Origin of the sequence: uncultured Psychrobacillus sp. (assembly GCF_938022135.1) — a bacterium.
Classification (GTDB): Bacteria; Bacillota; Bacilli; order Bacillales_A; family Planococcaceae; genus Psychrobacillus.
The window spans coordinates 13,767-38,688 of the sequence record NZ_CALIED010000051.1; the positions used below are offsets into that span (position 1 = coordinate 13,767).

Below are 24,922 nucleotides of genomic sequence, written 5' to 3' on the forward strand. Positions count from 1 at the left end.
TTCAAAAAGTATTAGTTGTTTCATATTATACACTATATTATGCAATATATCGCAGGTTTTATTGAAAAATTTTCCTTATTCTACTAAAATTTTTAACGTAATATTTTTCACGTCTATGACAGATTCCTCAGCAATAATATCCTGGAGCATGACTTCCTTAAAATAGGTAACACTTTCTTTAAGTGGTAAGTGTAATATCTTTCTTAATGCAGTCTCATACATCTTGATAAATTCTGGGTCAGTATTGCCGTGCTGTAGCTCTGTAAAAGCTTCATAAACCTGATCCATTTTATCTGCTAGCTCTAGCAAACGACCTTCAATAGTTTCATCCTTACCCTCTTTCATTCGATCAAAAAATACAGGTTGGAATTCTTCAGGTATTTCATTCAGTATAAATTTTTCCATCATTTTCTCTTCCACATGCGAAAGCATTTGCTTTAATTCAGGAGAAGCATGTTTTACTGGTGTTTTAATATCACCTATAAAAATCTCTGCAAAGTCATGGTTAATAGTCTTCTCATACAAAGACTTCCAGTTAATTGTCGCTCCATGGTTTTCCTCTATAGTTCCAAAGAACATAGCGTATTGAGCGACCTTCCAAGAATGAGCTGCTACATTATGCTCTTCATATTTGAATCTTCCTGGTGCCCGTATAATTCTCTCCAACTCGTTCATGCTCATAAAAAAACGGTGAATTCCCATTTACAATCACTCCTTCTCTATATATTACTAACATATCCGTATTTTATGTAAGAGAAACTCTAGCGAATTGATTTAGTTTTATTTTCCCGACTTTCGGGTAATCCTATACTAACCTAAGGAGGAATTGACATGGCCAAATATGAAAAACTAAAAGAGGAATTACTTAACCGATTTAAAGAATTAGAGGAAAGTTTAAATAGCGATGAAGAATTTGAAACAACGGAGTTATCCCAATACGATAATCATCCTGCAGACAATGCAACGGATTTAACTGACCAGCATACAAGATTAGCCATACGAAAGCATAATGAAGAGGAAATAGAAGATATTAAGGCTGCGCTTCAGGCTATGGATGAGGGGACTTACGGAAAATGTATGGTATGCAACAAGCAAATCCCTATAGAACGGTTAGAAGCTAAACCAACAGCATTAACTTGTATTGAGGACGCCCAACAGGAGATAGAAGACTTCCGCCCAGTCGAAGAAGATATATTAAAACCTGATACAGACCGTCCAGTCGAACAGGAAGAAAAGGAACTTAGAGACTACAGTAATAGCTTCGAGGATGTAGAATCCTATGGCTCATCAGATACTCCGCAAGACAAATAAACTAATTAAAAGATGCCATTTCCAAAGTGTATTGGGCATCTTTTTTTTCTATTTTATGCTCTCTATTCTCTCCGTCAAAAGTATTAAGGGAATTTAGCCCCTGTCATTTAACAGTCCAAATTCTTTCTGATACACTAGAAGCAAGGGGGAATGTTAAATGGCAGCTATCGTTATGTTTGATGGAGAATGTAATTTTTGTGATTCCAGTGTTCAATTTATAATAAAACGAGACACTCGTGGTTATTTTAAGTTTGCTGCACTTCAAAGTGATGCGGGAGTGGAATTGAAAGAAAAATATGGTATCTCGAATCACATCGATAGTTTCATCTTGATAGAAGATGAAAAAGTCTACAAATTTTCCGATGGAGCGTTAAGAGTGTGTAGGAATTTAAGTGGTTTATGGAGGTATCTTTATATTTTCATACTTGTTCCTAAACCAATTAGAAACAGTGTTTACAAATTCATCGCAAAAAATCGTTATCGTTGGTTTGGTAAAAAGGAGAGCTGTATGATACCCTCTCCAGAAGTACGAAGCCGTTTCTTATAAAGTAAATAATAGATTAATGAGGTGATTGTTCAACATGAAACATGAAGTGTATGACGTAACAATTATAGGGGGAGGTCCAACTGGATTGTTTGCATCCTTTTATGCGGGGCTCCGTGATTTAAAGGTGAAAATAATTGATAGCCTTCCAGAGCTAGGCGGACAGCTAATGGAGCTTTACCCAGATAAATATATATATGATATTGGAGGTCTTCCTAAAATATTGGCAAAGGATTTAGTAGCTAATTTAGTGGAACAGGCATCCTATAGTGACCCGACAATATGTTTAGAGGAAACTGCAAATGAACTGGAGAAGCACGATGAATATTTTATATTGAAAACTGACAAAGATACACATTACTCCAAAACAATCCTTCTGACCTCTGGGGTAGGTTCGTTTCAACCACGTAAATTAACTGTTCCTGGAGCTAAGGAATATGAGGGTAAAAATTTATATTATAAAGTAAAGGACTTAAATGACTTTCAAAATTCTAATGTATTAGTACTGGGTGGCGGAGATTCTGCCCTAGACTGGTCGTTAATGTTAGAGAATATTGCTTCAAAAGTAACCCTCTGCCATCGTCGTGAGCAATTCACGGCTCATGAAAAATCCGTACAACAGCTTCAAGGTTCAAAAGTGCATGTTAAAACTTCCTATGCGGTCAAAGAACTAATTGGTGATGGAGAACGTATTCAAGAAGTTGTTGTAGTGAGCAAGGATAAAGTAGAGGAAAGAATTCCTGTAGACCATGTGCTAGTCAACTATGGCAACGTAGCATCTCTTGGACCACTGAAAAGCTGGGGTCTAGAAATGGAAAAGAATTCGGTAGTAGTGAATGAAAAAATGGAAACAAGTGTAGAAGGCATATATGCTGCTGGTGATGTGTGTACACACGCAGGTAAAGTAAAGCTAATTGCAGTTGGATTTGGTGAAGTTCCCAATGCAATCAGTCATATAAAAGCTTCATTAGATCCGAAAGCAAGAGTGCAGCCAAAGCACAGTACGAGTATTTTTGAGGAAACAAAATAAAAAACTCATGCCTCTATCATGAGGCATGAGATATCTTACTTATAAAATACTTTATCAATATTGTATTTAGCCTTTAAGGTATTAATCGCATATGTTTCATATATTTCACGATCCATAGCCTCTTCCACTATACACACGCTAATTTTGTAAACTTCGTCGCGATGTTTAATCATCGGAGAAACATTATCTTCAAAATGCTTTTTAATGCGCTGACGAATTTTACGGGCTTTTCCTACAAATAATAGCTCATCATTTTTGTTATAAAACATAAAGATGCCGCCTTTATCACGAGGGATTTGGTGGAAATCGATAAATCCATAGATAGATGGGATTTCAACTTCTCCTTCTTTAAGTGCTTGCGTGCGTTGTGTAATAGTAACGGTTGGTTTTGGTAATTCAATTTTAATCATTTCTCTCACGTCCTCTTATTGTCTGTCCTTTAGTTTATCACAATTTAGCAGTAATATCTATTCGCAAGAGACGGGATTAAATGTGAAGTAAAATAAAGTGAATATAATTAATAGGAACAAGTATAGTAATTTTAAGGATAATAAGGTAGAGCCCAGCTAGAATGGAAGGAGAGATGTGTCTCCTGAACAGAAGAAATATATATTTGCCATAGTTAGTACGGGTTTGTTAGGAGGATATAATATTGGGAAGCATACCTGATTGGTTTTTTGCTGTGGCAATTGCGGTTGTCATTTGTTTTATAATAGTAGCAGAGTGGTGGACGCGAAGAGGGTAGAATTTATGCTATAATAATAAACTAAAGATAAGAAAAGAAAGAGGAATCATATGCTAACATTTGAAGAGAAAGAAGCAATTATTCAAGAGTTTCCTGAATTAACTCGTAAAGAAGTATCGATGAAGCGAGTTAACTACCATTATGAAGAAAGCTTATATGATAAAACAACTGTAATCTACCATCTACATCCTAATGGCAATGGCTTTGTGTATGTTGGAGATCTTCCGCAATATGAAGCAAAAGAAAAAGGATTAGTTAATATTCGAGAAGTATCAGCAGATGAACTACGCCAAATGATCAAAGATTCTATTGCCTATTTAGCGACTGAGGAAGAGGAATTGATCGACGAAGAAGTAGAGGAGGAATGGACAAACAAAGAAAGCTCTAAGCTAACTCTTTTACAAGAGGATACTCTTTGGAATGTCTACCATGGTTATAACCTAGAGGAGAGCTTTGGCACCTACAATGAAGCAAAAGCATATCTTTTAGAAGAAGGCTTCCGTCTTACTGCAAAAAGATAAGGAGGTTTTTGTATGAAAGGTAAAACAACGGTAGTAATTATTATTGGGATTTTACTCATCGCAATTGGAACGACCTTTTACTTCATCATGAACTTCTTTGAGAATAATCCTACTCAAGCACAGCCAATTGGCTATATCACTGGGATTATTATAGACACGAAGGACAGTGGTATTCTTGTTGTAGAAGATTTAAGTGAAGATGAAGCGCGCACTTTATCGGTAGAAGAAGCACTAGAAGCTGGGAAAAGTGCTACTTGGTTTAATATTTCGATGGCTCAGCGCAATGAGTTAGAATTGTATGATCTAGTCAAAGTCGGATATGAATCCCTAAAGGAATCCCATCCAGCATCAGGTGAAGCTAAAACGATTGAAAAAGTAGAAGAATAATCTAAAGTTCTCCATAGCGCTAATTGCTATGGGGAATTTTTTTATTAGTTTGTTAAAGTTACTGGTTGATTTTGACTAACCATTTTTATAGTGATTGTAAACATAAACAAAGTAACTTTCAAATGGCTATTAAGAACATAAGTGGATGATGAAATTGGGGTTGGTGAAAGTTTTTCAGCTTTGTTTATGCGATTAAATTTATTACCGCTTTATCAATACATTAAAGATATTTCTACTTTTTGCTCACCCCGAGGAAAGCGTCCGGCTGGTGTGATAAATCAATTCTACTCTCTAATCTAAGATTTCTTTACATTATAAATCAACCCTACCCTTTTTATTTAAAAAATGAAGGGAGGTATGCAAGAACGTTAAGGATTTTAGTAGTAAACTTTAGACAATTAAAACAAGAGGGAGGGACTAGCTAATCCATAAAACACAATAGGGATGTGGTCATGAAGATAGTGACGACCACGCCCTTTTATATGGTCAAAGCCTATAGGAAACGAGTTGACTCCTTTAGGGGAGAATGAACCTATGCCTGAATTGGAATGTGCTTGTAGGCAACTACATCAAAAAGCCCGGTATCAGTTAATTTTAGTTCAGGTATAACTGGTAAGCTTACAAATGATAAAGTTAATAATAAGTGGAAATCTAAGTTCGGATGAATGGAGATTAATGATTCATGTAAAATTGTTAACTCTTTAGCAGTTTGCGTTGCAGGTTTATCGGACATTAAACCTGCTATAGGTAAGGAGAGGGAAGCTAACACCTTTCCATCCTTTATGATTACAACCCCACCCTGTATACTCTCTAAATGTTTACAGGCTGCAAGCATATCCTCATCATTTGTCCCAAGTACAACCATGTTATGTGAATCGTGGGCGATAGTAGTTGCTATTGCCCCCTTCTTAATACCAAACCCGTGCACAATTCCAAGACCAATGTTCCCTGATGCTTGGTGTCGCTCAATTACTGCTAGCTTAAGTAAATCATGTTCTGTACAAGGAGTGAAGAAACCTTCTATTACAGGAACCTTTAGCACTTTTTTACGAGTTGTAATTTGATTGGGCATTATTTCAATAACATTTGCGGTTCCATCATTGGTTAAGGGGATGGAAAAGTCAGCTACGGAAAGCGTTGGTAATGAAACAGTATTTGCAAATACGCTGTGGTAAGTAATCTTCGGAAGCATTTACTTTTAGCATTTTGTTATCTTCAGCAATCTTTAGTCCATTCTTCCAAACGGAAATGGCACGAAAGGATTCCAGGCTATCAATCATAAAAAAGTCTGCAATGAAACCTGGAGCTATGGCACCTTTGTTATACAATTTGTAGCATTCAGCGGCATTTAATGTTGCTAATTGAATTGCTTGTAATGGCTCCATTCCTTCCTTGATAGCTAGACGTATGGCATGGTCGATGCTTCCTTCCTCTATCAATTCATCCAAATGCTTATCGTCCGTACAAAACATAAATCGACGTGCATTTTGTGTATTTACAGCGGGCAGTACGTCTCTTAAATTTTTGGCTGCAGAGCCTTCCCGAACTAAAACATACATCCCTTGTGCTACTCGATCTAATGCTTCTTCTGCCGTTATACATTCATGATCAGTATGGATACCTGCCACTCGGTAGCCTCTAATTTGATTTGGCTTAAGTCCAGCACCGTGACCATCTATAGGAACATTAGCTTCAAGGGCCATTGCAATCTTGTCTAACATATCAGAATCTCCCGAAAGGACAGCAGGGAAGTCCATCACTTCAGCCAACCCAAGGACCTTCTCCTTAGTTAAGAAAGGTTGTAGCTCCTTAGCTTTTAGGACGGCTCCGGCATGTTCAAAAGGTGTGGCTGGGACGCTAGAGGGTAGCATAATATGAATATCCATCTCACTTTTTAAAGATTCATCTATCATAAATTGAATCCCGTCAGCTCCGGAGACATTGGCTGTCTCGTGAGGATCTGTAATAACTGTTGTGACACCATGTGGAAGGAGTATTCGACTAAATGCTAATGGGGTTACCATTGAAGATTCGATATGTATATGAGCGTCAATTAGACCAGGGACGACATACTTACCTTCAGCGTCTTGCTCAGCCTTTGCTATAAATGCTCCAGTTGTATCCACTGCGACGATATGACCGTTTGTCACAACAATGTCTGCTAATTTCCATTCTAATGAAAATACGTCTGCTATCTTCGCATTGCGAAGAATGAAATCAGCTTGTTCTTTCCCTTGAGAGGCTAAAATTCTTTCTTTTAGTTGTTCTACACGAATGTTCACAAATTTGTGCTCATTTTTTGAATATTTTATTAATTATAGTAGTGCTGGTATTATAAGGAAAGCTATAATTAAAATATAGTCGTACAGGGAGGGATTGAAATGGTTTATCGAAAAACACAGACTGCGAATATAGCCTTAGCTTTTTTGCTGCTAGTACTTCTTTCTAATTTTCTAGTGTATCGACCACAAGTGCAGGATTTCTTTTCACTTCAGCTTAATAGCGGAGTTGCTATTGGGTCTCTTATAGATTTAGCAATTGTTGCACCTTTACTCGTTTATGCAATCTTTAAGATTTCCTTCAAACAAGTAATGGGTCTTATGGTTGGAGGATTAGTTATTGCTAGATTTTTTATACCTTCCGAATTGTTTTCCCCGTTTAAAGGAATTCTATATCTGGGAATTGCTTTGGAAGCACTTTTGATCTTGGCAGAGTTAAGTTTAATATTTTTGGTCATCTATAAAACCCCAAAAATTAAAGCTTCCATGACGGAAATGAAAACTTCGCCATTGTTTAGCCTAATACCTTCTATTAAACAGGTAGTTACAAAAAATATTCTTATACGTATAATCGTTTCTGAACTTTTAATGTTTTATTATGCAATTTTCACGTGGAAAAAGAAGGCCCCTAGTCATCCAAATATAGTTACTTTACACAAAAAAACAAGCTACATTGCTTTTAATGTAATGATTATACATGCAATTATTATAGAAACAATTGGGCTTCATTGGTGGCTACACGACAAATCGATTCTCCTGTCATTCGTGTTATTGGTCTTTAATATTTATAGTGTTTTCTATTTCCTAGCTGATATCCAAGTAACACGTTTACACCCCGCAGAGATAAAAAACGGTAACCTGTATGTGACACAAGGACTTAGTGCTCGAATTGTTGTCCCGCTACATCTAATTAAGAATGTAGAATGGGGTGTGGCTGTTCCGGATAAGCACACACTTCAATTTATGTATCGTGATTTTGAACCATTAGAACCCCAAGCCTTAATCCACTTGCATGAACCTATAGAGGCGACAATGTTCATGGGGAAGGAAAAAGTAGTTACGCAGTTTGCCATCCGAGTAGATGAACCACAAAGGCTGAGGGAAATACTAGAAACAACGTGAAGCGCATTATTTGACGAGAAAATATATGTTGGCTATAATTATCTCAAATTCGAGATAAAAGAGGAGCTTTTAATGATGAAGCATTTATTTTTTCCAGGGGAGAATTCTTCGAGACCGACCTTATTGTTATTGCATGGTACAGGTGGTAATGAGCATGATTTAGTTGGACTAGGGAAAGAGATAGACAGCTCAGCTAATATTCTGAGTGTGCGAGGGAATGTGCTAGAAAACGGAATGCCTCGGTTTTTTAAACGTCTTGCGGAAGGGGTTTTTGATCTCGAGGACTTGCAGGCTCGTACAGAGGAATTAAAAAGCTTCCTAGATGAAGCAGCTCAAACCTATAAATTTGATCGTGATCAAGTAGTAGCGATTGGTTATTCTAATGGAGCTAACATTGCAGGGAACCTTTTATTTGAATATAAGGATGCCGTAAAAGGTGCGATTCTCCATCATCCGATGGTGCCGAGGCGTGGAGTAGAGATACCAGTCATGTCAGGTACTTCGGTGTTCATTGGAGCAGGAAAGAACGACTTTATGTGCCCGGCAGCTGAATCTGAAGAACTGAAGGACTTATTGCAAAATGCAGGCGCTAGTGTGGAGATGCACTGGCATGAATACGGTCATCAGTTAACACAAAGCGAAGTACAAGCTGCAAAGGAATGGTATCAAGCGAAATTCTAGAGGAGTCGATTGACTGACCTGGAAGTAATCTATTCTAACCTAAAAACAAAGCCTAGTAGAGTATGAGTATCTACTAGGCTTTGTTGTATTCCGGTTTCTTTAAAGGTTTAGTACCCATGTTTAATGGAAGTTTTTGGATTTATAAGGTCCCTTTCTAAAAGGTAGCCACCAGTTCCATTTACCAAAAAGTTTCATCAAGCTTGGAACTAATAGTAAGCGGATAATTGAAGCATCTATAGCCACTGCTATAGCTATTCCGATACCAATTTGCTTGACTGGCATAACCTCTGTGAAGGCAAATGCACCGGTGATAACAATCATAATTAATGCAGCAGAGGTAATTATTTTACTAGTGGAGGTTAATCCATCTACAGTTGCTTTCGTATTATTGTGATGTTTCATATACTCCTCTTGAATACGGGAGATGAGGAATACCTCATAGTCCATACTTAGCCCAAAGACTAAACTGAAAACAATGACTGGAATTATTAAGGCAATGGTCGTTTCCTCTAAACCAAAATGGCCATACTGAAATATATAAACAAGTATGCCAAACGTGGAGGCTAAACCAATTACATTCATAATAATTGCTTTTAAAGGTATAAGCACGGAACGGAAGGCGATGGTTAAAATGATAAAGGTAGAGCCCAATATTATTCCTAGCAATATCCCGACCTTATCAAAAATTTCATCAAATATTTCTTGATTAAACTTAGGTTGACCACCTAATAAAATATCTGTGCCAACGTCTTTATCTGCCCATTCTCTTGCCCAATCCTGTGCTTCATCAGATGAGCCATTAAGTCCTAATGTAACAGGAATCATTAATTTGTCACCTTGGACAAAGGTATCCATTAGTGGGGTGAGCTGACCTGATACCTCTGGAATCATCATGCTTTGCTCCCACTGTTCGACGGTAGGTATTTCACTAGCCGAAAAGACAGTATCTACTGATTTAACATCAGGATCCTTCAAAAGCTGCTCTTCTAAATTTTTCATAGTGTTTAGGCCATCTGTATTTTCCCAGCCACCTGGTCGATCAGCCACCACGTAAATCGTAGACTGGTCCCCCATATTAAACTCATCCTCCATCACTTCATAAGCTTGACGGGAATCATAGTCCTTAGGTAGAGATTCTACTGATGGGATGGTTAATGTCATTTCTTTTACCGGGATTATACCTATCCCGAGCAACACAAAAGCTACAATGATTAAAGTAACAGGTCGCTTCATAACAAAGGAGGCAAAGTTTCTCCATTTGGTAGAGGCACCAGGCTTCACACGCAAGATAGTCCATTTATTAATACGATCACCTAATACCATCAGTAAGGCTGGTAATAGGGTAATGGATCCCAATACTGCCATAGCGACGACAAGCATACCACCAAGAGCAATATTTTGAAAGATCTCTACTTCTAATACAAACATGGCTCCCAGCCCAATAAATACACAAAGTGCAGAGAAAATAATAGAGCGACCAGCTGTTTTTATAGAGATTTGGACAGCCTCTACAACGGACTTTTCGGTAAGCTCTTCTTTATAACGATTAATTAGTAATAAAGCAAAATCAATACTTAACGCAAGCCCGAGCATTGGAACTATGTTGAGGACGAAAATAGATAAATCCATGGCTTCGCCAAAGAATGTCATGACTCCAAGTGCTGAAACTACTGTGACAATACCCACAGCAATTGGCACCAAAGCGGCAACTACACTTCCAAATGCAAGGAGCAGAACGACCAATGCTATTGGAAGACCGATTGCTTCTGCACTAGCCAAGTCCTTTTGGCTAGCCGTATTAATATCTTTATTGATGGCGGCAGCCCCAGTTAAAGTGACACCCTTTTCATTTCCGATAGATTGACGAATGTCATCAACTACCTCTGACATGTTCTCGGTATCCGTGTTAAAGTGCAACATTGCGTATGATACATTTTCCTTATAGAGAGTAGAATCCTCCAAGGGTGATTGGATATCTTTCACTATTTTTAAGTTTTCTATATCATCTAACGTATCTTGGATGGTTTGATCAGATGTTTGATTGAATACGATGAAGAGTGTCTCGGCTGGTAAATCAAAGGTTTCAGTTAGCTCATCCATTACTTGCTGGTGTTCTCCGTCCATTTTAAAACCGTCACCCTCCAATAAAGATGGAAGACGTAATGCAAAAAAAGCAAGAGCCACAAACAGGATGATCCAAACTCCCAAAGTGACTTTATAATGGCGTGTCACTAGGTTAGCTAAAAATTTCATATATTTCCTCCTTAGATAAAGCCAAGTAGTAATATAGCTCTTATGTTAAACCTACCAGTTTGAGTGGTAGAGTTTCCTTTTTATTGTAATGGAAAGCAAGTTTAACTGCTAATATAATGCTATGATAAAAGAAAATTTTTGAAGGAGGAATATAAGTGAAAATTACGTCTCCAAAACTCAATGAGAACCCAGAACAAATTAATTTAAAGGAAGCTTTGCAAGAGGATTATTATATTTCCAACGCCACTGTTTGTTCGCTTGAAGGTATTGAGGAATCAGAAGGAAAGATAATCTTTGATCAAGTACTTTTCAAACAAGCTTCCTTTGTGGATTTACATTTATACCAAGTGGAATTTATAGATTGTATTTTTGAAAAATGTGATCTTTCTAATGTAGTGATGGAACAGGCAGTATTTCATCGAGTGGAATTCATAGCGTGTAAGCTCTTTGGAGCAAACTTTGCGGATGCGAGGCTAACTGATGTGAGAGTTTGCGAGAATCATTCGAACTACCTGAATCTAAGTTTTTCTAAGTTGAAAAAGGTATCCTTTAATAACTGTACATTAAATCATTCAGACTTTATTGATTGCACCTTACAGCTTGTAGAATTCGAAGCATGTGAAATAGATGAGGCTAACTTTACGGATACATCTTTAGATGGGGTTGACTTAAGTAGCACTACATATGAAAACCTATTAGTATCACTAGAAGATTTAAAGGGCTGCACAGTTTCCATGGAACAAGCTATAGGATTTGCTAAATCATTAGGAGTAATTATAAAAGAGTAAAAGAAAAAACCTCGTATTCAATTACGAGGTTTTAATTATTTAAAAGAATAAATTTAAGACTTGGAAGATGATAGCTGCTACTACGGCTGATATCGGTAAAGTAATAATCCAAGTTAATACAATTTTTTTAGCGACTCCCCATTTAACACCCTTCACACGCTGAGCTGCCCCAACCCCCATAATAGCGGATGAAATAACGTGTGTTGTAGAAACTGGTAAATGAATAGTTGTAGCACCAAAAATAATCATAGCAGACGATAAGTCAGCTGCTGCCCCATTAATAGGGCGGATCTTCATGATTTTACCACCAACAGTTTTAATGATTTTATAGCCACCGATAGATGTACCAAGACCCATCGCAGTTGCTGCTGCAATACGAACCCACAGCTGGATGTCATCTGTAGCTTGCCATTGTGCTGCAATAAGGGCCATCGTGATAATCCCCATTGCTTTTTGGGCATCATTTGTACCGTGGGTAAACGATTGAAGTGCTGCAGTTCCTATTTGGAAGATACGGAACCTTTTGTTTGTCCCATACAGGCTTCCTCGTTTAAAAATCACCTTAAATAGTGACATCATTGAAAATCCAACTGCTAAAGCAAGAAATGGTGATATGACTAAAGCTACCAAGATATTAGTGAACCCATCATAATTCAAAACTCCAAATCCTGCAGCAGAGATAGCTGCCCCTGCAATAGAACCAATTAGGGTATGAGATGAGCTAGATGGAATTCCGTAATACCAGGTAACTAAGTTCCAAATAATCGCTGAAAGTAAAGCCGCTAAAATAATTAATGATCCGTTTTGAAGTGTAAAGGGATCGACAATATCCTTAGTAATTGTTTTAGCAACCCCTGTAAAAGTTAGAGCCCCTACAAAGTTCATAATAGCGGCCATATAAACTGCAACTTTTGGTTTTAAAGCTCTTGTTGAAACCGAAGTGGCAATTGCGTTTGCAGTATCATGGAAACCATTGATAAAGTCAAAGGCAAGGGCAAAAAACACAACTAGGATGGTTAATATAAAAATAGTATCCATAATAAAAGCTCCTACGCGTTACGCATAATAATTGTTTCAAGCGTATTTGCTACGTTTTGACAATAATCTGCGATATCTTCTAATTGCTCGTAAATATCCTTAAACTGAATTATACGAATCGGATCTTTTTCGTTTAAGAAAAGCTGCTTAATGGAAGTACGAAGCACCTCATCACACTTACGCTCATAATCCTTAATCAGAATGGAATGCTCATGCATCTTAAGCAATTTCTTCTGAGCTAATAGCTCCATCGCTTTTACAATCTCATCGGTACTCTTAACAATATAGCCTAGGAATGTACGCATTGACTCATCAATTTCAACTAATGTGAACATTTCAAGATGGGCCGTAAAATTGTCAATTCCGTCTAGAATGTCATCCATACGGATAGCTAGTTCCAGAATATCCTCACGTTCAATTGGAGTCATAAATGATTTGTTTAACATAACAATTAAATCATGAATTAATGTATCCCCAGCTGTTTCGTAATTCTTAAGGTGTAAGCTAATTTCTTTTAAATCCGAAGCGTTATTAATACGGAAATCATCTGCATAATGAGTGGCTTCACGTACGTTTTCAGCTATCTTTAAAAGGGATAGGAAAAAAGGATCTTGTTTTTTTGAGCTAATCATAAAAGCCTCCTAGACTTTAAAATGTTGTAGTTAGTATGAATTTTCCTCAAATAGCATACCAAAAAACTTACAAAATCAACACACTTTTTACTTTAAAATCGATAAATTTACAAACCTGTAACATTTCAAGTGTCTTAAAAGATTAAAATTTGACAATAAAAGCTATTTTATATAGAAGAAAATGTTAGTGTGCTAATTATTAAAAATATTGAAACCTTCTGAATTTAGATACGTATAACTACTAAAGAAGTTACTAAATGGAAAAGTGGTGAGAAAAATAGAACAAATTTTCTTGTATGGTTTAATTGTAATTGGTCTTATTACTATTCTTTATGTGTTATTTGCAGATGCAATAGACGGCATGGAAGCAGGGATTTTTAATCCGACTACAATTCTCTCCTTTCTATTATTCATTTGTGCAGCTGGTTTTATTCTCCTTAAAATTACTAATTGGAGTGAAACCCTTATAATTACCGTGGCTGTAGGGATATCCATCTTTTTAACCTTTTTGCTGTACTTCTTTGTACTTTTACCTCTCTCCTCAGCCGAAGTCTCCACAGCTTACACAAACGAGTCATTACTAGGGCAAGTTGGAAAGGTTATTGTCCCTATACCCTCAAATGGCTATGGTGAAATCACTATCGAGACAGTAAATGGACTCATCGCTAAAAGAGCTACTGGTTTAGACAATGAAGAGATTGATTATGAAAAACAAGTCTTACTAATAGAAGTGAAAGACGGCACTTTTTTAGTAAAAGAATATGTGCCTTTTATAAAATAAAAAGGGGGAATTTTTAAATGGGTATGGAAATGTTAATTGTTATTGGGGTCGTTGTATTTGTTCTCTTGATCATGCTGGCAGTCTATATTACCAAGTATAAAACAGTTGGACCTGATGAAGCCTTAATCGTTACGGGAAGCTATTTAGGCTCAAAGAATGTTCATACAGATGACTCGGGCAATCGTATAAAAATTATTCGTGGTGGAGGTACATTTGTTTTTCCGGTATTCCAGCAAAGTGAGCCACTAAGTCTACTATCAAGTAAACTAGAGGTGACAACGCCTGAGGTATATACAGAACAGGGTGTTCCGGTAATGGCAGATGGGACTGCTATTATAAAAATTGGTGGTTCCATTTCAGAAATTGCAACTGCAGCTGAGCAGTTTTTAGGGAAATCTAAACAGGACAGAGAAAATGAAGCAAAAGAAGTATTAGAAGGTCATCTCCGCTCCATTTTAGGGTCAATGACAGTTGAGGAAATATATAAAAATAGAGATAAGTTCTCGCAAGAAGTACAACGTGTTGCGTCGCAGGATTTAGCAAAAATGGGTCTTATTATAGTTTCTTTTACAATCAAAGATGTTCGAGATAAAAATGGTTATTTAGATTCTCTAGGTAAGCCAAGAATCGCACAAGTTAAGCGTGATGCGGATATAGCTACAGCAGAAGCAGAAAAGGAAACACGTATTAAACGTGCAATGGCTTCGAAGGAAGCTCAAAAAGCTGAAATTGAACGAGCAACGGAAATCGCAGAAGCAGAAAAAGACAATCTGTTAAAGGTTGCAGAATACCGACGAGAGCAAGACATTGCTAAAGCACGTGCCGACCAAGCCTATGAATTGGAGACGGCAAGGTCTAAGCAAGAAGTAACAGAGCAGGAAATGCAAATTCAAATTATTGAACGTCAAAAGCAAATTGAGCTTGAAGAGAAAGAGATTTTACGTCGTGAAAAGCAATATGATTCAGAGGTAAAGAAAAAGGCAGATGCAGACCGTTATGCTATTGAACAAAATGCTGCTGCATCCAAGTCTCGTGAAATGGCAGAGGCAGATGCAGAAAAATATCGCATTGAGGCAAAAGCGAAAGCAGATGCAGAAAAAGTACGTTTAGATGGTTTAGCAAAAGCTGACTCGCAACGTGCGCAAGGTGAATCAGAAGCAGATATAATTCGACTGAAGGGACTTGCAGAAGCAGAAGCAAAACAAAAAATAGCTGAAGCGTTTGATCTGTATGGGCAAGCTGCAGTTCTAGATATGGTTGTTAAAATGCTACCAGAATATGCTAAACAAATTGCTAGTCCACTTTCCAATATCGATAAGATAACTGTAGTAGATACTGGTGGAGGAGAGGGCGGAGGTGCCAATAAGGTTACCTCATACGCTACAAATCTAATGTCTACCCTACAAGAAACTCTAAAGGCTTCCTCAGGAATTGATGTGAAGAATATGCTAGAAAACTATGCTGGGAAGGGTAATATAAGACCGAGCATTGAGCAACTGACACAGGAAGTGAAAAAAGCGAACGAAGAAACAAAAGTACGCGAGGTACAAGAGGTATAACATTTAAAAAAACGGACTTTCCTAAGTTGGAAGTCTGTTTTTTTATATTTCCTTTCATAATTTAATTTCCTTTCATAAAGAATCCTATCAAGATTAAACACGAACGTTATTTCTTTTAATGATTGGTAGTGACCGGCTGACACTCAAAAGTGATCTTTTACACAAATAAGTTATTACATACATATTCCATAGGGAGGGATAGGGAAGACCTATCATAAGACTCGGTAGGCAATTAATTGGAAAATTCATTTCAAGTCATTTGAATAAAAGCATATAAATACCTTTATTATTTTTTGATTGTTCGTGTTTCATAAAAACTTCAGAATTATGAAATTGATTCTACTATTAACTAAATGTATAATTAAGGTTAGATTGTCGAATGTTGTAGAATTGTGGAGGGACAATGATACTTACAAAAGAACAAATTCATGATATTAGAGAAAAGCAGGGTCTACCTAGGGTAGTTACTGATAAAACAATTACAACTTATATTGGAAGCTCAGACGATATTTCTTATGCGCTTTATACACTCACCCCTGCAAGCACTACCTGGATTTATTCTAACCCATGTAATGAAAGCAATTACGTAGAAAAATATTATATTTTAGCTGGCAGTTTAAAAATAGTGTACTGGAACGAACATAAAATACTTCGGCCAGGTGATCTACTAGATTTAGTCATGCTAAATACGCTAATTACTTGTCAGGCAAAGGAAGAAGTGCACATTTTAATAGAAATGACTAAAAAATATTTTACCCAAAATTTCCTTGAGAGAGGTATTATTCATCGTGATGCTCTCCGTATTCAAGAAGTGGATGGTTATACTTATCATCATTGTGCTCGAATAAGAGATTATTCTATTGAGTTATGGAAAAGGTTGAATCCAAACAAAGTAGGAGTCCGTAGATTGTGCCTAGGCGCTTATTTCCATGATATAGGGAAACTAGCTATTCCTATCGAAATTCTTAATAAGCCTGAGAAGCTAACAGAGGATGAATGGAAAATAGTTAAAATGCATACTACCTTAGGAGCTGAAATGATGAGGAATCATGAAATTTCCTGCATCAGGGAAGCTGCTTTTATTGTCGAACAGCATCATGAAAGGTATGATGGAAAAGGATATCCTTTTGGACTTATGGGAGAGGAAATTTCCTTAGAAGCTTCTATTGTCTCTGTGGTGGATGCATTTGATGCAATGACTACTAATCGGGTTTACCGTGGGGCTATGACCTTTGAAGAAGCTATACTCGAAATAAAGAGAGGCAGAGGAACTCAATTTAATCCAAAGGTTCTAGATGAATTTCTCGAAATGTTGCAAGAAAAAAATAATCAGTGGTAAATGAAAAGGAGAGAATAAAATGTCTTATCGTATTGAACGTGATTCTATGGGAGAAATTAAAGTTCCACAAGATAGTCTTTGGGGAGCTCAAACACAAAGATCTAAAGAAAACTTTAAAATTGGTACAGAAAAAATGCCTATTGGAGTAGTACATGGATTAGCTCTATTAAAGAAATCAGCGGCAATCGTTAGTCATTCTCTTGGTAATCTATCAGAAGTAAAAAAAGATGCTATTGCAGCTGCAGCTGATGAAATACTAGCAGGAAAGCTAGACCATCATTTTCCATTAGTAGTTTGGCAAACTGGTAGTGGTACGCAGTCTAATATGAATGTTAACGAAGTCATTGCCAATAGAGGTAATCAACTATTAGAGGAAAAAGGTAGTGAAGAGAGACTTCACCCAAATGATGATGTAAACAAATCCCAAAGCTCTAACGATACTTTCCCAACAGCACTTCATATTGCTGGAGTACTCGCAGTCGAAAAAGAGTTATTGCCTGCAATTGACGTTTTAAAAGAGACGTTGGGTAAAAAATCTGAACAGTTTATGGATATCATTAAAATTGGACGTACGCATTTACAAGATGCAACGCCACTGTCTCTTGGCCAAGAATTCAGTGGGTGGCATAGAATGCTTGAAAAGTCTTCTAAAATGATTAATACAGCAGTGGAAGATATGAAAGAGCTTGCAGTTGGAGGTACAGCTGTAGGTACCGGTTTGAATGCTCCAAAAGGTTTTGGTGATTTAGTAGCAGCAGAAATTTCTAAAGAGCTAGGAATAGAATTTACTTCAGCTAAGAATAAATTCCATGCTTTGACAAGCTATGATGACGTTGTTTATGTACACGGTGCTGTGAAGGCACTTGCAGCTGATTTAATGAAGATTGCTAATGATGTACGTTTACTTGCAAGTGGTCCTCGTTCTGGTATCGGAGAGATCTCTATTCCGGAAAATGAACCAGGAAGCTCTATTATGCCTGGTAAAGTAAATCCTACTCAAAGTGAAGCAATGACGATGGTAGTAGCACAAGTTATGGGGAATGATACTTCAATCAGTTTTGCAGCGAGTCAAGGGAACTATCAATTAAATGTCTTCAAGCCTGTAATTATTCATAACTTCTTACAATCCGTTCGCTTATTAAGTGATGCAATTATTAGCTTCAATAATAACTGTGCAGTAGGGATTGAACCAAACTTAGAAACAATTAAACATCATGTTAATAATTCTCTAATGCTTGTAACTGCTTTGAATCCATACATTGGCTATGAGAATGCTGCAAAAATTGCTAAGCATGCACACAAAAATGGTACAACTTTAAAAGAAGCAGCTATCGAATTAGAGCTGTTAACTGCTGACAAGTTTGATGAAATTGTTAGACCAGAAAAAATGATTTAAATGAGGTATATATGAAAAAAATTCTATTTTTATTATTTTGTTTAATGTTGGTGCTTGCTGCCTGTGGTCAAAAAGAAGAAAGTCACAAGACTGCAGAAGAAGTGGATCATCAGGAACATGATCACGACCATACGACTCATTTAGCTAATGGGGATATTCAAGAAACTACTTCTTCAACTGATGTGCTTCCGAAGTTTCTAGAAAAACAACCTGAAAATATGCAGCTGATTTATCAAGCTGCAGCAAAAGCTAATGATGTACTCAAGTGGATGCCTTGTTACTGTGGTTGCGGTGATAGTGCGGGCCATAGAAGTAACTTCAACTGTTTTGTACAGGAAATTAAAGAAAATGGTGAAGTAGTATGGGATGACCATGGTACTCGCTGTGCAGCGTGCTTAGAAACTGCCGTTGCTTCTATTAACATGGTTCAAGAAGGTAAGTCACTTATAGAAATTCGCCAGGCCATAGACGAGGCTTATCAAGAAGGCTACTCTAAACCAACTGACACACCAATGCCCTCTTAAAATATAACTGCTCCTTCTCACTATAAGTGAGGGGAGCAGTTTTTTTATTGTTTAGGAAATTATAGAATTCTGAACCTATGGGTAAATTGATGTCTAGCTCCACCGCCTTGCCCCTCGGGGTCAAATGGATAAAAGCTCCGGTGGCTGAGGAACTGCCTCCTCGCTTTTCTCCATTTGCCTGTCGGGGCAGACATAGGCGCTTGCGCTTTTCTTGTGCACCAAATTCATGAATTTAGTTGTCTTTCTTAAGAATTTCTTCATTTTTATCCTTCCTGAATGTTAAGAAACGTTAACTATAATGAATAGAAGGTAACGAGGAAGGGGTATTGCATGATACATGTAAAGAATGTCAATCATACATTTTTAATTGGAAAGAAAGGAAAAGAGAAGAAGGTGCCTGTACTAAAGAATCTCTCCTTTGACGTACAACAAGGAGAAATTGTGGCGGTAGTTGGGAAAAGTGGTTCGGGTAAGTCTACTTTATTGAACACGCTTGCAGGCTTTATGAGTCCAGAACAAGGGTCTATTCTTATAAATGGTCAAGAGACTGTTAAGTTAAATGAAACCGAAAGAGCAGCCTTTCGCTTAAATAATTTCGGCTTTATCTTTCAAAACTTTCAGCTGATGCCTGGTTTAACTGCTTTTGAAAATGTGGAGCTGCCATTAAAGCTGAAAGGAATTTCTTCTAAAAAACGTAAAGTAACCGTCCTTCAAATTATGAAAAAGGTAGGTCTAGATTCTGTGTCCGATCATTATCCAAATGAATTGTCTGGTGGGCAGCAACAGCGGGTTAGTATAGCTCGTGCATTAATCACGAGTCCCCCTATTTTATTAGCAGATGAGCCAACCGGTAGCCTAGACTCAGAGACAGAGCAGGACATTCTACTTCTCATTCAAGAACTCAATCAGACTATGGGGATTACGTTTGTGATTATCACTCATGATGAAGAGGTAGCTAGTATCGCACACCGCAAGTTAAAGATGCACGACGGAGAACTTAGGAAGGAGGATATGTCTCATGTTATTTAAGGATCAGCTAGAATTTGTATCCCAGCATATTAAGAAAAATAAACTACGAGTATTTATGACAGTGCTTGCCGCAACAATGGGTTGTGCATTTTTAATCGTTCTAGCTTCTATAGGGTTTGGTGTACAAGATATGATGCGTTCTGAAATTTTAGAGGACCAAGCTATTACAGAGGTAGAAGTGTATGGTAACGAAGGCGTAATCGATTATGAGGAAATAAAAAATATAGATTCGGTCGGAGCAGTTGTTCAACGTGCTAGCATAGACGTCGAAACTGTTTTCAAATTAGAGGATAGAACAATTTTTGGAAACTCCAAGCTAACGAATTTTAAAGAAGAAACAAATTCAAACCTTTCATTATCCGAGGGTAGAATGCCTAAAGATAGTAATGAAATTATTGTTGGCTATCACTTCGCAGAAAACTTGTGGACAGAACAAGAGCGTACAACTTGGGAAGATGGAGTAGCAGAGGATGGAGAAATACCGAAAGGGTATGAAGAATCCATAATAGGTAAAGAGGTTACTCTAGCCATGAAGCCATATGGTCAAGAGGATACTTTTCCAGAACAATGGACGTTTACAATTGTAGGGGTTACTAAGCAACCAGCAAAAGACTGGATAGTCGATAAAATTGTCCTAATGGATGAATCTTGGACGGAAACATTAATGGCATCCTATACAGCGAATGTAGCGGAGGTACCAGAAGAGGTTCTATACACAGAAACGAAAGTTTTTACTGCTAGTCTAGAGGACGTCAAGGCTGCAACAGATGAACTTAAAGAGATGGGTTACAGTGTTTACTCTGTTTCCGAGCAATTGGAGCAGTTAGATGTATTTTTTATGGCATTTAAAATAGGACTTATATTTGTAGGTACGATTGCGGTTTTAATTTCATCAATAGGTATTTTCAACACGATGACCATGGCGGTTACAGAAAGAACGAGAGAAATTGGAGTGATGAAAGCAATTGGGGCTAGCCCAAAATTGATCAGACGACTGTTTCTCATGGAAAGTGCATGGATCGGTATTATTGGAACTGTGCTTGCAGTAATTATTTCTTATGTAGTGAGTTATTTAGCTAATCTAGTCTTGCCAATTGTTGTGGGCATGGCATTAGAGGAGGAGAGTATTGCGGGAATGAATTTAACGTTTTCGTTAATCCCTTGGCAACTTGTAGCTATTGCGTCTTGCATAAGTATCGGAGTAGCTATGATCTCTGGATGGAGACCAGCTAAGAAAGCCACTAAAATTGACGTTATACAGGCTTTGAGGCAAGAATTATAAAAGCAAAAGAGGCTGGGACAAAACCCACCTTAGAAGTTCAAAAGCCCTGAAAAATTTACTGTTCGTAAATTTTCAGGGCTTTTTTTGCTACTTCATCATCGTTGTTCTCCGCTTCAGCGGACGCTTTCCTGGGGGCACGTTGCCTTAGCCTGTAGTCTCTCCCACGCGCTTGTCCCCTAGGAGTCGCCGCTTTCGCTATGAACAACTAGTGTTTCCCTCTATATTTAGTAAATATCAAAACTATTCCAAGCACCCAAAAGTGAGACTAATTATGTCCCAATCTCTTTTTACAATTTCTTTTCCCCATTTGCCTGTCGGGGCAGAACAGGCGATGAAGCTTTTCTTCTAAGATGGGTCAATTGTAAAGTATGCGATAAATAGTATAAAGACTACCACCAAGTTTAGTAAGTTATATTTCAGCCTTGAGATTGTCTGTTCAAATTTCCCTGACTTTTTTACAGCAGTAATGCCTACATAAATTATTAATATAGCGATGAGTATAGAGAAAATAGGATGCAGGGGATATACCCTTACATTTAAAAAATGAACAATTATCACTGCAATAGCCATTACTATGCCATATACCACTTTTTGATAAGTTGGATCTTTCATATGTTCTCTCCTTGGATTGTCATGATTAGTCTATATTCAAGTATTCCTTAAGTTCATTTTCTAGAAACGGTTGAGCTTTTAGCATCTGTTTAAATTGTTTATAAGCTTCTATTTGCTCGTTGGTTGGTTTATCACCTGTTTTATAGGCACGTATTAAAATGTTTTTTGGTGTATTTTCCATATCTATAAACTCCACTAATTGAGCCTCGTAGCCTACCATATTCAATATTTCAGCGCGAATTGAATCTGTAGCAAGTGCTGAAAAGCGTTCTTTTATTAGTCCATGCTTGAGCATAATGTTTAACTCAGGGGCATCAAGCTGTCTATTTAACTCGTGCTGACAGCAAGGCACACTTAAAATGACGCTAGCATTCCACTTAACCGCTCGGGCAAGTGCCATATCAGTTGCAACATCACAAGCATGTAAGGTAACAACCATGTCTACGGCAGTTTCGTCGTTATAATCATTAATATCTCCTACCAAAAATTCCAAATGGTCATAATCTAGATCTTTAGCTATTTGTGAACATTCTTCAATTACTTCCTTTTTTAAGTCAAGGCCGGTAACACGAATGTCTAATCCCTTTTCAATTTTTAAATAGTGATAAAGGGCAAACGTTAAATAGGATTTACCAGAGCCAAAATCTAGAATACGAACGGTTTTATCCTTTGGTAAATAAGCCAAAGTATCATCTATAAATTCAATAAAACGATTAATTTGTTTAAATTTATCGTACTTTTGTTTTTTTACTTTTCCTTCAGAGGTTTGAACTCCTAACCGGATTAAAAAAGGATAAGGTGTATGCTCGTCTAACAAGTAGTTTTTTTTACGATTATGAGATAAATCCACTTGTTTCAATGATGTGTTTTTTTCAGTTTTATACATCACTTTATTTTTCTTAGAAAGTTGTATTTGAATTTTTTCCTCAAGAAAATCACCGTGAATTTGGCGAAAATCCTCCAGTAACTTTTCCCATGTTGAAGAGAATTCTTCTATTCGAATATTTTCGTGCTTTAAAATACGTTCGTATTGGTATTCTAATTGGATGTGGTACATATTTTTTATTTCAATAGGCTTTAGTTTGATGCGCTTTATTTCATTAGATTTAGCCCTTGGTTGGCTTATTGTTGCTTGAATCAGCTGTTTAGATAAGATTTGCTTTAATACGTTGTCTTTCATTTCGTTGAATTCCATATAATCGCCTTCTTTTTCGTAAGATACTTGAAATTAGTGTATCACAACGACATATTTCATAGATAGATTAGCTATCGTATAAGAAGAGTTAAAACGTCTATATACCTTTTATACTATCAGAATTTTATGATAATATTAGTGGTGAGTAGTCAATCGAAAGGGGAGATTGGGTTGTTAAATGAAAAAACAATTGGGGAGATAGTAAAGGAAGCCGCAAGTAAGTTTCCTGACAAAGAGGCTTATGTGTACCCTGAGCATGGGATTCGTAAAACTTATAAAGAGTTTGATATGGAAACTGACGAGCTTGCTAAAGCATTTATTGGCATGGGTGTTCAAAAAGGAGAACATATTGCCATTTGGTCAGACAATAAAAGAGAATGGCTATTAAGCCAATTTGCAACTGGAAAAATGGGAGCAGTTTTAGTAACGGTTAATACAAACTATCAGGAAAAAGAACTGGAATATCTATTACAGCAATCAGATGCTACTACTCTTATTTTATGTGAATCCTTTAAAACTACTTCTTATCTCGACATTATTCGTGCAATTTGCCCTCAAATAAATACAGCAGAAAAAGGGAATATTCAATCTGAAAAACTTCCCTATTTAAAACGAGTGATTGTAATGAGTGAAAATGACTACCCAGGAATTTATAAATGGTCGGAGTTCGTTGAATTTGCAAAGCAAGTATCGAATGAGACTTTAGAGGATGCAATGAAAGCGACTCATAATGATGAAGTCATTAATATTCAATATACTTCTGGAACGACTGGATTTCCAAAGGGAGTAATGCTTTCCCATAAAAATATAGTTAACAATGGTCAGCTTGTAGGAGACTACATTCATCTAACGGAACATGACCGTCTTTGTATACCTGTACCCTTCTTTCATTGCTTCGGTTGTGTCATGGGAACAATTGCTTCAGTAACACATGGGACCACAATGGTAATCATTGAACAATTTGATGCAGGGAAAGTGTTGAAAATAGTGCAGGATGAGAAATGTACTGCTTTACACGGAGTACCAACCATGTTCATCGCTGAATTAAATCATCCAGATTTTAAGCAATTTGATTTATCTACCTTACGTACTGGAATAATGGCTGGTTCTATATGTCCGATAGAAGTTATGAAGAAGGTGATGGAAGACATGGGTGCAACTGAAATTACCATTGCCTATGGACAAACTGAATCCTCGCCAGTTATTACGCAAACTAAAACAGATGATTCAATTGAAAAAAGAGTGTCCTCAGTTGGAAAAGCTCATCCTGGAGTAGAAGTGAAAATAATAGATCCAGCAACAGGAGAGGATACCCCTGCAGGAGTACCTGGGGAACTATGTACAAGAGGATATTTAGTGATGAAAGGTTACTATAAGAATGAAGAAGCAACAAAATCGACAATTGATGACAACGGCTGGCTCCACACTGGCGATATTGCCGTAATGGATGACGAAGGTTATATCGACATAACCGGGAGAATCAAGGATATGGTAATTCGAGGTGGTGAGAATATTTATCCGAAAGAAGTAGAAGAATTTCTTTATCAGCATCCAGCTATTCAAGACGTACAGGTTGTGGGTGTACCAGACCCGAAATATGGAGAAGAGCTAATGGCTTGGGTAATTCTAAAAACAGGAAAAAGCTTGACGTCAGATGATTTGAAGGAATACTGTAAAGGGAAAATATCTTATCATAAAATACCAAGATATATTGAATTCATCGATGCATACCCAATGACAGCATCAGGGAAGATACAGAAATTCTTACTGAGAGAAATGTCAAAAGAGAAAATAGAAGCATAGCCATCAAGAAAAGCGAAACCGCCTATGTCTGCCCCGACAGGCAAATGGGAAAAAGCGAGGAGGCAGTTCTT

The 24,922-nt window shown here is 37.2% G+C and carries 23 protein-coding genes and 1 pseudogene; 16 read left to right on the forward strand and 8 right to left on the reverse strand.

Translation table 11 applies throughout. The annotated features are described in order from the left end of the window. Nucleotides 1–75: 75 nt before the first annotated feature. The gene (locus tag Q0371_RS10225; RefSeq protein WP_169358459.1) at nucleotides 76–702 is read right to left on the reverse strand and encodes a YfbR-like 5'-deoxynucleotidase; all 627 of its coding nucleotides are present in this window, start codon (nucleotides 700–702) and stop codon (nucleotides 76–78) included. Nucleotides 703–831: 129 nt separating this feature from the next. Here Q0371_RS10225 and Q0371_RS10230 point away from each other — a divergent pair, with 129 nt between their 5' ends. From Q0371_RS10230 to Q0371_RS10240, 3 genes are all read left to right on the forward strand, one after another. After that, nucleotides 832–1,311 carry a TraR/DksA C4-type zinc finger protein gene (locus Q0371_RS10230; protein ID WP_169358460.1) on the forward strand — a complete coding sequence of 160 codons (480 nt, stop codon included), beginning with the start codon at nucleotides 832–834 and terminating at the stop codon, nucleotides 1,309–1,311. A 157-nt stretch (nucleotides 1,312–1,468) separates the two neighbouring features. Further along, nucleotides 1,469–1,858 (forward strand): thiol-disulfide oxidoreductase DCC family protein, encoded by a 390-nt coding sequence (locus Q0371_RS10235; protein ID WP_251553290.1) that lies wholly within the window; start codon nucleotides 1,469–1,471, stop codon nucleotides 1,856–1,858. 34 nt (nucleotides 1,859–1,892) lie between these two features. After that, a complete protein-coding gene (locus Q0371_RS10240) occupies nucleotides 1,893–2,885 on the forward strand; it encodes an NAD(P)/FAD-dependent oxidoreductase (RefSeq protein WP_298470836.1) in 993 nt (330 codons plus the stop codon). Nucleotides 2,886–2,920: 35 nt separating this feature from the next. Here the strand turns inward: Q0371_RS10240 and Q0371_RS10245 are convergent, their stop codons facing one another. Continuing rightward, entirely contained in the window at nucleotides 2,921–3,295 is a 375-nt protein-coding gene (locus Q0371_RS10245; RefSeq protein WP_169358463.1) for a nucleotide excision repair endonuclease, read from the reverse strand. A gap of 385 nt (nucleotides 3,296–3,680) precedes the next feature. On the opposite strand from Q0371_RS10245, the gene Q0371_RS10250 reads away from it, so the two are divergent. Then, nucleotides 3,681–4,151 carry a hypothetical protein gene (locus Q0371_RS10250; protein ID WP_169358464.1) on the forward strand — a complete coding sequence of 157 codons (471 nt, stop codon included), beginning with the start codon at nucleotides 3,681–3,683 and terminating at the stop codon, nucleotides 4,149–4,151. A gap of 12 nt (nucleotides 4,152–4,163) precedes the next feature. Then, a complete protein-coding gene (locus tag Q0371_RS10255; RefSeq protein ID WP_169358465.1) occupies nucleotides 4,164–4,538 on the forward strand; it encodes a DUF3221 domain-containing protein in 375 nt (124 codons plus the stop codon). Nucleotides 4,539–5,070: 532 nt separating this feature from the next. On the opposite strand, the pseudogene ade reads toward Q0371_RS10255, so the two are convergent. After that, nucleotides 5,071–6,820, reverse strand: a pseudogene (gene ade, locus Q0371_RS10260) (adenine deaminase). 99 nt (nucleotides 6,821–6,919) lie between these two features. Here ade and Q0371_RS10265 point away from each other — a divergent pair. Further along, on the forward strand, nucleotides 6,920–7,939 hold the full coding sequence (locus Q0371_RS10265) for a beta-carotene 15,15'-monooxygenase (RefSeq protein WP_298470839.1): 1,020 nt from the start codon (nucleotides 6,920–6,922) through the stop codon (nucleotides 7,937–7,939). Nucleotides 7,940–8,011: 72 nt separating this feature from the next. After that, nucleotides 8,012–8,620 (forward strand): alpha/beta hydrolase, encoded by a 609-nt coding sequence (locus Q0371_RS10270; RefSeq protein ID WP_298470841.1) that lies wholly within the window; start codon nucleotides 8,012–8,014, stop codon nucleotides 8,618–8,620. 120 nt (nucleotides 8,621–8,740) lie between these two features. On the opposite strand, the gene Q0371_RS10275 is transcribed toward Q0371_RS10270, so the two are convergent. Then, nucleotides 8,741–10,873, reverse strand: a complete 2,133-nt coding sequence (locus tag Q0371_RS10275; protein WP_298470843.1) for an MMPL family transporter — start codon at nucleotides 10,871–10,873, stop codon at nucleotides 8,741–8,743. A gap of 155 nt (nucleotides 10,874–11,028) precedes the next feature. Between Q0371_RS10275 and Q0371_RS10280 the strand changes: the two genes are divergently transcribed. Beyond that, nucleotides 11,029–11,661, forward strand: a complete 633-nt coding sequence (locus Q0371_RS10280) for a pentapeptide repeat-containing protein (protein WP_298470845.1) — start codon at nucleotides 11,029–11,031, stop codon at nucleotides 11,659–11,661. Between the two features lie 39 nt (nucleotides 11,662–11,700). On the opposite strand, the gene Q0371_RS10285 is transcribed toward Q0371_RS10280, so the two are convergent. Both Q0371_RS10285 and Q0371_RS10290 read right to left on the reverse strand, forming a co-directional pair. Beyond that, nucleotides 11,701–12,699: an inorganic phosphate transporter gene (locus tag Q0371_RS10285; protein ID WP_298470847.1), complete on the reverse strand. Its 999-nt coding sequence runs from the start codon at nucleotides 12,697–12,699 to the stop codon at nucleotides 11,701–11,703. Between the two features lie 11 nt (nucleotides 12,700–12,710). Next, nucleotides 12,711–13,331, reverse strand: coding sequence for a DUF47 family protein (locus tag Q0371_RS10290; RefSeq protein ID WP_298470849.1), 621 nt, complete (start codon nucleotides 13,329–13,331; stop codon nucleotides 12,711–12,713). A 268-nt stretch (nucleotides 13,332–13,599) separates the two neighbouring features. Here Q0371_RS10290 and Q0371_RS10295 point away from each other — a divergent pair, with 268 nt between their 5' ends. From Q0371_RS10295 to Q0371_RS10325, 7 genes are all read left to right on the forward strand, one after another. Then, the gene (locus tag Q0371_RS10295) at nucleotides 13,600–14,112 is read left to right on the forward strand and encodes a hypothetical protein (RefSeq protein WP_298470852.1); all 513 of its coding nucleotides are present in this window, start codon (nucleotides 13,600–13,602) and stop codon (nucleotides 14,110–14,112) included. Between the two features lie 17 nt (nucleotides 14,113–14,129). Next, nucleotides 14,130–15,671 (forward strand): flotillin family protein, encoded by a 1,542-nt coding sequence (locus Q0371_RS10300; RefSeq protein WP_298470853.1) that lies wholly within the window; start codon nucleotides 14,130–14,132, stop codon nucleotides 15,669–15,671. Nucleotides 15,672–16,074: 403 nt separating this feature from the next. After that, a complete protein-coding gene (locus Q0371_RS10305) occupies nucleotides 16,075–17,010 on the forward strand; it encodes an HD-GYP domain-containing protein (RefSeq protein ID WP_298470855.1) in 936 nt (311 codons plus the stop codon). A gap of 19 nt (nucleotides 17,011–17,029) precedes the next feature. Beyond that, complete coding sequence (gene fumC, locus Q0371_RS10310; RefSeq protein ID WP_298470857.1) at nucleotides 17,030–18,406, forward strand: class II fumarate hydratase; 1,377 nt, start codon at nucleotides 17,030–17,032, stop codon at nucleotides 18,404–18,406. Nucleotides 18,407–18,417: 11 nt separating this feature from the next. Beyond that, entirely contained in the window at nucleotides 18,418–18,930 is a 513-nt protein-coding gene (locus Q0371_RS10315) for a PCYCGC motif-containing (lipo)protein (protein ID WP_298470859.1), read from the forward strand. Nucleotides 18,931–19,260: 330 nt separating this feature from the next. Beyond that, on the forward strand, nucleotides 19,261–19,959 hold the full coding sequence (locus Q0371_RS10320) for an ABC transporter ATP-binding protein (protein WP_251553300.1): 699 nt from the start codon (nucleotides 19,261–19,263) through the stop codon (nucleotides 19,957–19,959). Next, nucleotides 19,949–21,241, forward strand: coding sequence for an ABC transporter permease (locus Q0371_RS10325; RefSeq protein WP_298470863.1), 1,293 nt, complete (start codon nucleotides 19,949–19,951; stop codon nucleotides 21,239–21,241). The genes Q0371_RS10320 and Q0371_RS10325 overlap by 11 nt, the downstream gene beginning before the upstream one ends. A 345-nt stretch (nucleotides 21,242–21,586) precedes the next feature. Here Q0371_RS10325 and Q0371_RS10330 read toward each other — a convergent pair whose 3' ends face one another. Both Q0371_RS10330 and Q0371_RS10335 read right to left on the reverse strand, forming a co-directional pair. After that, entirely contained in the window at nucleotides 21,587–21,853 is a 267-nt protein-coding gene (locus tag Q0371_RS10330) for a hypothetical protein (protein WP_298470865.1), read from the reverse strand. A gap of 25 nt (nucleotides 21,854–21,878) precedes the next feature. Beyond that, a complete protein-coding gene (locus tag Q0371_RS10335; protein ID WP_298470867.1) occupies nucleotides 21,879–23,048 on the reverse strand; it encodes an SAM-dependent methyltransferase in 1,170 nt (389 codons plus the stop codon). A 165-nt stretch (nucleotides 23,049–23,213) separates the two neighbouring features. Here Q0371_RS10335 and Q0371_RS10340 point away from each other — a divergent pair, with 165 nt between their 5' ends. Further along, nucleotides 23,214–24,851, forward strand: a complete 1,638-nt coding sequence (locus Q0371_RS10340) for an AMP-binding protein (RefSeq protein ID WP_298470873.1) — start codon at nucleotides 23,214–23,216, stop codon at nucleotides 24,849–24,851. The last annotated feature ends 71 nt before the right edge of the window (nucleotides 24,852–24,922 follow it).

Coding starts and splice junctions, on each gene's coding strand:
- Q0371_RS10225 (WP_169358459.1), bottom strand. CDS start 702: ATGGGAATTCACCGTTTTTTTATGAGCATGAACGAGTTGGAGAGAATT.
- Q0371_RS10235 (WP_251553290.1), top strand. CDS start 1,469: ATGGCAGCTATCGTTATGTTTGATGGAGAATGTAATTTTTGTGATTCC.
- Q0371_RS10270 (WP_298470841.1), top strand. CDS start 8,012: ATGATGAAGCATTTATTTTTTCCAGGGGAGAATTCTTCGAGACCGACC.
- Q0371_RS10240 (WP_298470836.1), top strand. CDS start 1,893: ATGAAACATGAAGTGTATGACGTAACAATTATAGGGGGAGGTCCAACT.
- Q0371_RS10300 (WP_298470853.1), top strand. CDS start 14,130: ATGGGTATGGAAATGTTAATTGTTATTGGGGTCGTTGTATTTGTTCTC.
- Q0371_RS10285 (WP_298470847.1), bottom strand. CDS start 12,699: ATGGATACTATTTTTATATTAACCATCCTAGTTGTGTTTTTTGCCCTT.
- fumC (WP_298470857.1), top strand. CDS start 17,030: ATGTCTTATCGTATTGAACGTGATTCTATGGGAGAAATTAAAGTTCCA.
- Q0371_RS10315 (WP_298470859.1), top strand. CDS start 18,418: ATGAAAAAAATTCTATTTTTATTATTTTGTTTAATGTTGGTGCTTGCT.
- Q0371_RS10335 (WP_298470867.1), bottom strand. CDS start 23,048: ATGGAATTCAACGAAATGAAAGACAACGTATTAAAGCAAATCTTATCT.
- Q0371_RS10305 (WP_298470855.1), top strand. CDS start 16,075: ATGATACTTACAAAAGAACAAATTCATGATATTAGAGAAAAGCAGGGT.
- Q0371_RS10265 (WP_298470839.1), top strand. CDS start 6,920: ATGGTTTATCGAAAAACACAGACTGCGAATATAGCCTTAGCTTTTTTG.
- Q0371_RS10255 (WP_169358465.1), top strand. CDS start 4,164: ATGAAAGGTAAAACAACGGTAGTAATTATTATTGGGATTTTACTCATC.
- Q0371_RS10330 (WP_298470865.1), bottom strand. CDS start 21,853: ATGAAAGATCCAACTTATCAAAAAGTGGTATATGGCATAGTAATGGCT.
- Q0371_RS10320 (WP_251553300.1), top strand. CDS start 19,261: ATGATACATGTAAAGAATGTCAATCATACATTTTTAATTGGAAAGAAA.
- Q0371_RS10275 (WP_298470843.1), bottom strand. CDS start 10,873: ATGAAATTTTTAGCTAACCTAGTGACACGCCATTATAAAGTCACTTTG.
- Q0371_RS10325 (WP_298470863.1), top strand. CDS start 19,949: ATGTTATTTAAGGATCAGCTAGAATTTGTATCCCAGCATATTAAGAAA.
- Q0371_RS10290 (WP_298470849.1), bottom strand. CDS start 13,331: ATGATTAGCTCAAAAAAACAAGATCCTTTTTTCCTATCCCTTTTAAAG.
- Q0371_RS10230 (WP_169358460.1), top strand. CDS start 832: ATGGCCAAATATGAAAAACTAAAAGAGGAATTACTTAACCGATTTAAA.
- Q0371_RS10245 (WP_169358463.1), bottom strand. CDS start 3,295: ATGATTAAAATTGAATTACCAAAACCAACCGTTACTATTACACAACGC.
- Q0371_RS10250 (WP_169358464.1), top strand. CDS start 3,681: ATGCTAACATTTGAAGAGAAAGAAGCAATTATTCAAGAGTTTCCTGAA.